Source organism: Pantoea sp. ME81 (assembly GCF_903970985.1).
Lineage (GTDB): Bacteria > Pseudomonadota > Gammaproteobacteria > Enterobacterales > Enterobacteriaceae > Pantoea > Pantoea communis.
Genome location: NZ_CAJCKS010000162.1, coordinates 1 through 10,913, shown reverse-complemented (window position 1 = coordinate 10,913; position 10,913 = coordinate 1). Strand labels below are relative to the sequence as shown.

6 protein-coding genes and 1 pseudogene are annotated in these 10,913 nt (G+C 54.3%); all 7 read right to left on the bottom strand.

The annotated features are described in order from the left end of the window. Nucleotides 1-53: 53 nt before the first annotated feature. Nucleotides 54-1,763: pseudogene (locus H7A81_RS21895) on the bottom strand (capsular polysaccharide biosynthesis protein); the annotation flags it as partial. 12 nt (nt 1,764-1,775) lie between these two features. Beyond that, nucleotides 1,776-3,452, bottom strand: a complete 1,677-nt coding sequence (locus tag H7A81_RS21890) for a polysaccharide biosynthesis/export family protein (protein ID WP_182058715.1) — start codon at nt 3,450-3,452, stop codon at nt 1,776-1,778. A gap of 11 nt (nt 3,453-3,463) precedes the next feature. Beyond that, nucleotides 3,464-4,612: a capsule biosynthesis protein gene (locus H7A81_RS21885; RefSeq protein WP_058961877.1), complete on the bottom strand. Its 1,149-nt coding sequence runs from the start codon at nt 4,610-4,612 to the stop codon at nt 3,464-3,466. Nucleotides 4,613-5,644: 1,032 nt separating this feature from the next. Then, the gene (locus H7A81_RS21880) at nt 5,645-6,868 is read right to left on the bottom strand and encodes an HlyD family type I secretion periplasmic adaptor subunit (RefSeq protein WP_370529977.1); all 1,224 of its coding nucleotides are present in this window, start codon (nt 6,866-6,868) and stop codon (nt 5,645-5,647) included. After that, nucleotides 6,868-9,051 (bottom strand): type I secretion system permease/ATPase, encoded by a 2,184-nt coding sequence (locus tag H7A81_RS21875; protein WP_182058713.1) that lies wholly within the window; start codon nt 9,049-9,051, stop codon nt 6,868-6,870. The genes H7A81_RS21880 and H7A81_RS21875 overlap by 1 nt, the downstream gene beginning before the upstream one ends. Then, the gene (locus H7A81_RS21870) at nt 9,048-10,409 is read right to left on the bottom strand and encodes a TolC family outer membrane protein (protein ID WP_370529976.1); all 1,362 of its coding nucleotides are present in this window, start codon (nt 10,407-10,409) and stop codon (nt 9,048-9,050) included. The genes H7A81_RS21875 and H7A81_RS21870 overlap by 4 nt, the downstream gene beginning before the upstream one ends. A gap of 168 nt (nt 10,410-10,577) precedes the next feature. After that, nucleotides 10,578-10,913: type I secretion C-terminal target domain-containing protein (locus H7A81_RS21865; RefSeq protein ID WP_182058712.1), on the bottom strand; the 336-nt coding region annotated here is incomplete at its 5' end.

Genomic DNA, 10,913 nt, shown 5'->3' with positions numbered 1-10,913 from the left:
CGCGGTGTGGGGCCATCGCCCTAGCGCACGCAAGCCGGTGGAATTAGCACTAAGCCGGAGAGTGAAGTCATGGTATGCAGTTCATCTGCCATCTGGATGCACTGAATGACATCAGCATCCAGCGCCTGATAGTCCGCCAATTGCGTCACCACTTCCGCCGGAATATCCCCTTTGCGATTGCCTACCAGCACATCAGGGTGTGGCTTATAAATGATGAAAGCATCGGGATTACGCTCACGAACCGTGCGCAGTAATGACAGATTGGTGTTGATGGAAAGCGTACCCGTTTGAATTGAGGCATCATCCTCAACCTGGCCGGGCACCAGCAGAATCCGCTTACCCTGCGAACCTTGCGGCAGGGCAAAATCCGCCCCTAAGTTGTATTTACTCAGTTTGCTCTCAGCCAAACGCTGATGCAGTTTCTCTGCTCGCAACTGTTGTGCCAGCGTCAGTTCGCTATGGTTTAGCATCACTTCGAGATCGCTGCTGCGTGTGGCGTCGTAATAGATGCCGCGCTTATCCAATACCAGAGAAAGTGGCGGTAGCAAGTCTGAACCCAAACCTGAAGAGCGCAGGAAACCATCTTCCATCCGCCATAACGGCAGCTGGCGTAATCTGGCTTTCTCCTGCCAGCGTTGCTCGCCTCGTACTCCCCACACCACACATGCAGTAGCAGCACGGCAATGGCGGGAAAAACTCAGTTTATTGGCGGTGGTATGTAAAAACGGTTTGAGGATGGTGGATTTCCACAGCGTTAATCCTGGAGCCCATAAATGTCCACTGCGCTGCTGCTGATGACGTCGCTGTAACTGCATCCAGCCCAACACATCAAATAGAGTTGCGGCTCCACCTGTCAACGGATCGATATACCGGCTGTAACGCAGATAGGCGGCGGCAAACAACTCTTCCAACGTTGAGCTTCCACGACGCTGGCGAAGTTGCTCCGCCTGTGGATGGCGATCGTCAGTTAACCCCCATCCTGCATACCAGGGCTGGCCAAAGCAGGTCACTAGCTTACCTGCCATCAAAGCTTCGAAACCATATTGCGAAGTCATCACATATACGCGTGAGACATGCCGCAGCAACGATTGCGGGCTGACGTTGTCCGCCATCAAATGTACGCGATGCGTCGATTGCAGCTGATGGTAGTATCCGGCTTTTTTACCCTCTAACACATCAGGATGGACCTTCACCCAAATGGTCGATGACGGGTTTTCTTTTATCGCCGCATCCAGCATCGCTACAAAATCATCTGGCCCGGCGTTACCGTATGTCACTGACATATCGCCAAAGGTCTGATCCACCACCAGCACTAAGTTACTGGTCAGGCTCTCCCCGGCGATGAATGCCGGAGCCTGGTTATATTTGGAAAGGTCTTCCGTAACGATGGTGTGGATCGCTTCTTTCGCTTCTGCGGCTAATGCCTGATTGTCTTCGCGTTGGTGGATCAAACGCTCCAGCGCACTCGGTCGGCTGGCATCGTAATAGATCCCTTCATCATCCAGCACCATTGAGAGTGGCGGAGCCCCGCTTACCCCCAAATCTAGCGAGCGGATAAAACCATCTTCGAGACGGAGAATTGATTTACCCGCCGCCTGTGCTAATTCCACCGGCTTGCGTGCGCTAGGGCGATGGCCCCACACCGCGACAGTATCAATCTCAGCGGGTATAGGACGCATCGGAGAAAGCTTCTGACACGGCTGTGCCAGAAAATTGTCCAGATGCGGAATACGCCAAATACCTGATGAGAAAATACCAATCATGTCTCTTTATCCTTAGATCGACAGAATCACTTTCGCACCCACCGCCAGCTGGTAGAGGATGGTGGAAATTCCACGTGTCACTTCGATGTTCTTCGATTCGTACTTCGGCAGTACCATCAGCTCGTCGCCTGGGTTCAGCGTGTCGACATCTTCACCGTTCTCGGCTGCACCGTTCTGACGAATCACCACAATCTTGGCGTTACCCGATTTCTGCGTCAGACCACCACACTTCTCGATGTAATCTTTCGGGCTCATGCCTTTCTCCCAGCTCACCGCATTCGGGAACAGCACTTCGCCATGCACCATAACCAGCGAGGTTTTCTGCGGGATGTTAATCACGTCGCCATCTTCCAGCAGAATCGAATCGAGGTTCTTCTCGTTGAGGATCACTTCACCCTTCGGCACCACGTTGCGCGCTTTGTTGACGAAGCGGCTGATCAGCTGAGCTTCCTGCATGCGCAGGCTGGCTTCTTCTTTGGTGGAGGACTGGGCAGAGAGCGAGGCCTCTTCCAGTTTCTGCAGGGACAGATCCAGCATCTCCTTCTGACGCTGCGCCACAGAAGGACGGTAAAGCTGGATAGCACTCATTTCAGACATGCTGTTGGTGCGGATCTTCGCTAACACCGCACGCATGCTCGAACCGTATGGCAGCACCATCGCGTGTTCGCCAGAGTGCGCACCTTCGACGCGAACCTGAATGGTGCCGGCATAGCGATCGGTGCTGACAATCAGCGTATCGCCATCCTGCAACATGCGGCCCGGCGCAGAACTGATCGGGTAATACTCACTACGTTTCTGCAAGCCCTGCTGGCGAATAATAGTGATGTTGGTGGCGCCTGGCTTAGCACGCGCCCAGCTCAGCGCTTCCGTCACCGGAATGCTACTGTCACGGAATTCAAAGTCATAGCTGTTGAACACATCACCCTGCACGCTAAAGGTGTGCTGACGCGGCCCCACCACGATGGTGTCACCATCGGCAAACTGTGACAGACCCAGCTTGCCGTTGAGCAGGAAGTCATACAGGTTAATGCTGGAACGCACGCGGTTGCCACGCTTCACCACGATATCGACATAACTGCCGCGATCGGGATCGACGCCGCCCGCTTTAATCAGGTAGTTGAGCAGGGAATCAGAGGTCACACCGCCATATAGTCCAGGGCTGCGCACAAAACCGGTCACGTAAACCTTCACCGGCTGCGCCTGCAGCAGCGAGGCGTACACACTGACGTTAGCCTGATAAACCTCTTTTACTTTGCTAGTCACTAACGCATTCAGCTGACTGTTGCTCACGCCCGCGACTTTTACCGGCCCCACATTCGGCAGGAAGATATTGCCTTTCGGATCAACCTGCAGAGCGCCATCAAAAGTGAACGCGCCCCACAAACGAACCTGAATGCTGTCGCCAGGATTGAGCACATAGCCAGGGTTGAAGCCAACGGTAGCGCCGCTATCGGCGCTGGTGCCGTTAAACAGCTGTGCGCCGAACATGCGGCTTATCATCGCCGGTGCTACCGGGCGCGGGGTGTTATCAAACCCATCGCTGCTCTGCACCTGACTCTGCTGGCCGGTGAGGAACGAAGGCAGCGGTGCCGCACCGGTCAGATTCGGGTCGGCATTAATATCGACGGCCGCGCTGGCGGAGGTGGCTTGCCAGACGGCAAGCAGTAACAGTGACTTCAATAATTTCATGACGAACTCAATTAATCCCGGTGATCTTCAATAACGGCTAACAGCAATTTCAGCGTGCCGAACAATAAGCAGCACACCAGCAACCAGCAGGCGATCAAATAAGGGGTATTGGGGAATGTGGATTCTTGCGGCTGCTGCGGTGAACTGATCACCGATAAGACTTTCAGCTTGCGTGCCGCTTCCACGCGGGTTTTCTCAATCGAAGTCAGCGCCAGCTTGTACAGCTCGGTATCAAACGCTACCTTCGATTTAATCTCTTCAAAATCCACCGCCATACGGTTCAGCTTGTGGCCCTGAGGCGCGGTGATTTTGCTTTTTTCGGCGTCAATCTGCGCTTGTAAGGAGGAGATCGCGTTTTGCGCACTCACCACCTGCGGCGCGTCATCACGCAGATAGGTCAGCAGGTTACGCAGATCGGCTTCCATCTGGATCTTTTGACCCATCAGGGTATTGACCAGGGTGCTGGCGGCAAGAGCCTGCGCTTCCGGGTCCAGCACGTTGTTGCTGTTCTGGTAAGCCAGCAATTCACTTTTGCTGGCATCCAGTCGAACGCGTGCTTTCTCCATTTCCGCTTCAGCAAACGAGAGCTGATCGCGTGCAATCCGGTGCGACAGTTCGTTGATAAAGCGCTCGGATTCTTTCAACACGGCCTGATTAAACTTCAGCGCAAATTCCGGGCTGAAGCCTTGCGTCTGGATATCCAGCAGGCCGGTTTTGTCGTCGTAAGCAATGCTGATGCGGTCACGGTAGTACTGCAGGAAGCGCTCGGCAGTCTCTTCCTTCGCCAGATGGTTGAGGAAATCCAACCCGCTATGGCTAAAGGCTTCATGGAAGTCGAGTTGCTTATCCAGCACCCGGAGCATGTCCGGTGAATTGATGTACTCCTTGAGGTAGAGCGCATCTTCGGCGGAGCTAGGATTAGAGGCACCCAGCAACAAGCCAAAATTAAGGCTACTGCTGGTGAGATCGTCAGAACGTTTAATCGCGACTTTGGATTCGCTCATATAGCGCGGCTGGCTGAAGATCACGAGATAGATCAGCAGCAGCGCCATCGGCAGCAGAATGATAATTTTCGCCAGGTGCTTCTGGATTTCCGCCAGTGAAATGGCAGGAAAACGCGAACGCATCGTGGATGCGGCGGACTTCACTTTCATCAACATGTAACAGTCATCAATTATTGTTGGGGTGCCCAAACTACAATTCGGGTTTGGCAATAATTCTCACACCCACTTCTCCATGGTCAGCCGAAAATTTGTACGAGGCTGGTTATTTTTATTCAGTCAACAGGTAATCAAAAGCGCAGGGACTCAGAGGTTCTGCACCCTATTTGCGGATTCTTAGATTCGATTGGGTCATGCTGAGAGTTGAGGCTAAGCGCTGGGTGCCACTCAACCAACACGGTAGAAACTGAAGGGATAAATCCCGGCAAAATGCTGCCGCTTTGCTGCTCCTGAAAAACAACCTGCTTCATGTCAGTTCCTTTGCATGATGTATCTGGCAAATGCTCTCGCTACGCTTCCATACAACGGACGCGTAGCTAAATTGCATTAAAGATTTTGCTCTATCCCTTGAAAAACCTCATCGCGCCATCTTTATCAGTGGCGAGCCAAAGCGTGCGCATAGGCATCCGCTTAACGGGTAGTGAGGTAAGCTCTTTTTATTATTTTTCACTGCGACGCTCACAGAAAAATCTGAAGTGAGCAAGGGATAGAAATTCGACACTCTATGTAACATACAGCAACAGGCGGCACAAGAATTTTAAGCATATTCTTATTGAACCCTTACCTATTCAGCGGTCGATTCTTAACCACAAAAAAGCACCTACTGGTATAAAACGCTTTAATTCATCTGGTTAACGAAAGTTTAAGTCAAATCCCCAACACGCTTCACTAATTCACACTAAAATTTTCTAAAAATGTCAAAAAGCTTCCAGTAATTACCATTGCAACCCATCAGGTCAAAGAAAACCGAGAAAACTCCCTGAGAATGGCCTTGGTTAGCTGCATCCTTTCAGCATTAGATTTGGCGAACAGGTTAGCGCTGATACTGGATAAAAAATGACATCGTCTTGCAAAATGGCACCGGTTCACACACCAATAAAACATAAATTTCATTTAAGTCATCCACTCACAGACACAAAAAAGCCACCGTTGACTCCTCAACGGCGGCCCTTAAACATCGAGATTGTGCGATTAGCGTTCGCGCATCGCCTCTTTGGCTTTATTAAACGGTTTCACCAGATAATCCATGATGGTCTTCTCGCCGGTCTTGATATCGACAGTAGAAACCATCCCCGGACTGATCGAGTAGCGCTTACCGGCTTTGTTCTGCACGTAGTCGTTATCAGTGCGGATAAACACGCGATAATAGTAAATCTCCGGCTTCACCTCATCCTGGATGGTATCCGGTGAAATGCTTTCCACCACGCCGTTCATGCCACCATAAATCGCGTAGTCATAGGCTGAGATCTTCACCACCGCACGCTGGCCGGGATGGATAAAAGCAATATCACGCGGTGACAGTCGCGCCTCAATCAGCAGACGGTCGTTGAGTGGCACGATGTTCATCAGTTCACCGTTGGGAGGAATCACCCCGCCGACGGTGGAGACTTTGATATTTTTCACGATGCCGTTCATCGGCGCACGGATGGTCAGGCGCGTCACCGTATCTTCGCGCCCTTTAATCACCTCAGCCAGGCTGTCCGCTTCGGCACTGGCTTTCGCCAACTCCTCACGCGCCTGCACATAGTATTGCGAGCGCATGTCGGTGAGTTTCAGCTCCAGATCCGATTTATCGCGCTGCAAACGCAGCACTTCAACGCTACTGGCGGCACCCGTTTTGGCCAGCTTTTGTGTGATCGCCAATTCCTTGTTTGCCAACGCCAGCGACTCGTTGAACTGCTTCGTCGAGTCAGCAAGCTGAGCGCGTTTGGTTTTGTACAACCGCGTCTCGGAGGCAATCAAATCAGGATAAGCTTTGAGCTCATTGGGGAAAGTAAGGGGATTGTCGTTGACCTCGGCTCTCAGGCGCGAGGCCGCTGCCAGTGCCGCACGATAACGCGCCGCACTTTCACCCACGCTGGATTGCGAGCGCGTGGCATCAAGACGCGCCACCACCTGCCCCGCTTTCACCCGATCGCCTTCGTGCACATAAAGCTCGGTAAGGATGCCGCCTTCTAAGGATTGCAGCACCTGGTCACGTGAGCTCGGGATCACTTTGCCCGTGCCGGTTGAGACTTCATCCAGTACGCCAAACCAGGCCCACACCAGCGATATCAGGATCAACGCGGCGCTGATGGTGATCAGCCTGACCGCACCGGTGTAGTGGGTCTCAGATTTCAGCTCCCCCAACAGATCGTCAGAGGAATCGACTTCTGCCGCGGTGACCAGTCGCAGTTTGCCGGGAAGTTGCTTCATCATGGACGCACCTCCGGTGGGCTACCGCCGGCACGCGGTGGCGGCAACGCATTCTCTTTCGGGCTGTCCATCACCAGTTGCCCATCTTTCAGCACCAGCACGCGATCCACCAGCGCAAGGATCGCCGCACGGTGCGTCGCCACGATCAGCGTGCGGCCATTTAGCCACGCGCCCAGACGTTCGATGAACTCCTTCTCGGTATGATCATCCAGCGCCGCCGTGGGTTCATCCAGCAGGATAATGTTGGGATCGCGCAACAGCATGCGAGCCAATAGTACCGACTGGCGCTGGCCGCCTGATAAGCCTACCCCGCCTTCCATCACCGGATGATCGAGACCGAGTGGCAAGCGACGAATGAAATCCGCCCCGCCGCTGACCGTTAATGCACCGAAGATGGCATCGTCAGTCGCGTGGGCCGCGCCCATGGTGAGGTTTTCACGCAGCGTGCCGTGGAACAGGCGTGCGTTTTGCGTCATCAAACCTACGTTGCGGCGCACATCCGACACATCAATATGCGGCAAGCTGAGGTTATCCAGACGCAGTTCACCGCCCACCAGATCCATGCCGCCGATCATCGCCTGCAGCAGCGTCGATTTACCGGATCCGTTACGACCCAGCACGGCAATACGCTCACCCGGTTTGATGGTCAGGCTTTTGATGCGCAGCGCGATGGTGAGTGAATCGGTGTAATAACGGAACATCGCATCATTGAACTGATAATGGCCGAACAGCACCGGACAGTGGATACGGGTTTCGTCTTTGCTGTTCTCCACCGGCAGATTCATCAACGCATCCAGACTGCCTTTGGCGGCTTTCACCTGCTGCCAGCGAGCCAGCACCCCACACAACGTCGCCATGGGGGCAATCATGCGTGAAGAGAGCAACGAAGCCGCAACAATCGCACCGGTGGTGATATCACCGTTGATCACCATCGGCGCACCGACCACGATCACGCTGGCATACACCAGCCCCTGCACCGTGACACCCCAGCTGATCAGCGAATGCATCACTTTGCGCATCTCCACACCGGATTGCGCCGTAATGCGAATGTAGCTGTTCCACTGTTGCAGGAAACGGTCCTCCGCCTGCATCAGCTTGATGTCCTCCAGCCCCTGCACACTCTCCACCAGCACCGCATTACGCAGCGTCGATTCCTTCAGATTTTGCTGCGCCAGCTTTGACAACTTCTTCTGGCTGAGAATGCCGGGCAGCACCATCAGGATCACCGCAATCGGCGCAATCCACGCCAGCTGTGGCGCAATGATCGCCATCACCAGCATAAACAGCAGGAAGAACGGCATATCAACAATGGCGGAAACGGTGGTGGAGGTCACCATTTCGCGGATCGATTCCAGCTCGCGCAGCTGCGAAATAAAGGTACCGGTGGAGCGCGGCACTGCACTGTTACGCAGCCGCAGCGCATGACCAAACACGCGATCCGAAACACGCATATCGGCACGTTTACCCAGCAGGTCAGTGACATGATCGCGCCCAACACGCAGGATGTAGGTGAACACCACGGAGATAATCACCCCAATATAGAGGACATACAGCGTGGGATAGGATTGCGCCGGAATCACGCGGTCATACACCTGCATCGAGAAGATAATGCCGACCATCGCTAGCAGGTTGAGCAGGAAGGATCCCAGCATCACGTGGCCATAAGGCCGCAGGTCATGCAGCACCAAACGCCGCAGCCAATCTGGCTTTACCGTTGCCAGATAGCGATCGACGCGGCTGTCTTTGGCGGCGGTGACCGGACGTAATGCGGCGGCAAAACGAATCTCCGGCAGCAGCGTTTCCAGCGCAACGGGCGCCGGTTGCTCATCTCCCGAAAAGTGCACGCGCACTTCATCTTCACCATCAAAGTGGGTGATGACACCGACCTGTCCGTCGGCCAGCTCCACTGCCAGCGGCAGACGCCAGCTGGTGATTTCCCACTTGTTCTCTTCGTACAGCTGGAGGGATAACCCCGCCTGACGCGCTAAATGGCGCAGCGCTTTGTCACGCGTCTGTTTACCCTGCCATTCGGCGGCGGCCATAATCATGCCCGGAGAACAGGGCAAACGATAATGGGTGGCGATCTGGATGATCGCCGTCGCCCATCCATTTAACGGAACGTGACCGTCGGCACCACTGCTGGTATCACCATTCGGGGCATCGGGAATTTGTAATTGGGTCATGGCTGGATCTCCACATTCTGGATCCGCTGATTATTCAAAGCGAACGCCGATCGGATATGCCCGGTGCTGTATAAGCAGTCGAGTTGCAACGATCGTAATTGACTGATGGTTTGCTGCAGGGTGAAACGGGTCTGGAACACTTCCTGCTCGGCGTTCAGCACGTCCAGCAGCGGACGGGTGCCGAGTTGCAGATACTGATCCTGATAGAGCTGCTGGGTTTTCTCACCCAGCGTCTGTTGCCGCCCCATAATCGCCAGACTCTGCGACAAGCTAAGGGCTGCACTTTGCGATTCACTGAGTTGCTGCCGTGCTTTCAGGCGCGCGGAGTTGACGGCCGCGTTGGCCGCTTGCAAGGCGTTGGCAGCGGCGTCACGCGCGGCAGTGATCCCGCCTCCCTGATAGATCGGCATCTCCACTTTGACGAAGGCCTGATACTGAGTGCGATCGAGCGTTTCACTGCCGGAGTAGTGATTGTTGAGGTAGTGCGTCACCTGGGGTTCCAGCGAAATCGTTGGCAGGTTCTGCGCGTTAGCATTATCCAGTTTTGCCTGTGCCTGATTGGCCTGTGCCCATGCCGACAGTACTGCCGGGTTGAGTTTGTCATCCGCTTTACCCACCGCGCAGGAGCGCGTCAGGTTCACCGGAAAATCCTCATTCACTTTCTTCACCAGCGGCCAACCGAGATAGGTCGCCAACGTGGCACGCCAGCGATCGAGGTTGGCCTGATACTGAATCAGCGTGGTGCGCGCCCCTTCAATACGCGCATCAGTTTGCGTGGCATCGGAGAGCGAAGCCGCGCCTTCATCATTTCGCTGACGGGCCAGATCGCCAATTTTGCTCAGTGCATCGAGCTGCTGCTGGGCAATCTTCACCAGTTGCTGATAGCCCTGCACTTCCACCAGCGCGGAGGCCGTGTCATGTGCCACCGTATCAATACTCACCAGCACGTTGGCTTGTTCCATCGCCACGCCAGCTTCAGCGGATCGTACCGAACTGCTGACTTTGCCAAAGTCATACAACATCTGCGAAACCGATAACACAAACGATGGGCTGAACCCCTTCTCGGTATAGGCATTGCTGTAGCCGTTGTTCATCCCGCCGCTGATCTGCGGATAATATTTGGCTTTCGCCACATCCACCTGGTTGGCCTGTTCCAGCATTTTCCCCACCGCCTGCGCGATATCCGGATGCCACTGAATGGCACGCTGTACGGCCTGGTTAATCGTGAGTGAATCCGGGACGTGAGCCAATGCGGGTTCGGCCACTTCACCGGTTAATGACGGCAGATCCTGCTGCTGTTGCGCCAGGCCTGCGGAGGTGATTCGGCTGGCCGAGGTGAGCGCATCACTGGCAGCCATGAGTTGTGAACAATGAAATAAAGCGATGCCCGCACAGAAGACGCTTAGCTTAGAGTAACGGCGAGTTGGAGCGCCTGATTGCATCAAATCCATCGATAATCCACCAGTCAGTAAAAGGAAAGGGGCTCATCCATGAGCCCTTACTGCATCCTTGCTACGCGCGGCCCCTTATGCCGTGTGAGTCTGGTGCGGTTGCTGCAGCAATTCCTCCAGTGAAACGTTGACACCTTCCAGCGTTATCAACTGGGTACTGCTGTAACCCGTACCGGTACCGTCACGGTCAATTGAGAGCACGGTATTGCCATCTGAAGTATGATCCACTTTCACGAAATCATTAATATTACTTGTGGAATCATTCCAGCCGATTAGCAAGTTACTGATGTCAATTTTGTCGCCTTGCGCAACATTGAAGTCGGTCCAGGTATCGTGACCGTTCCCTCCCGTTGAGTCTGCACTCGCTAACAGGTGATACACCAGGGTATCGGCACCTGCACCGGTGGTGAT

Coding starts and splice junctions, on each gene's coding strand:
- H7A81_RS21890 (WP_182058715.1), bottom strand. CDS start 3,452: ATGAAATTATTGAAGTCACTGTTACTGCTTGCCGTCTGGCAAGCCACC.
- H7A81_RS21885 (WP_058961877.1), bottom strand. CDS start 4,612: ATGTTGATGAAAGTGAAGTCCGCCGCATCCACGATGCGTTCGCGTTTT.
- H7A81_RS21880 (WP_370529977.1), bottom strand. CDS start 6,868: ATGAAGCAACTTCCCGGCAAACTGCGACTGGTCACCGCGGCAGAAGTC.
- H7A81_RS21875 (WP_182058713.1), bottom strand. CDS start 9,051: ATGACCCAATTACAAATTCCCGATGCCCCGAATGGTGATACCAGCAGT.
- H7A81_RS21870 (WP_370529976.1), bottom strand. CDS start 10,409: ATGGCTGCCAGTGATGCGCTCACCTCGGCCAGCCGAATCACCTCCGCA.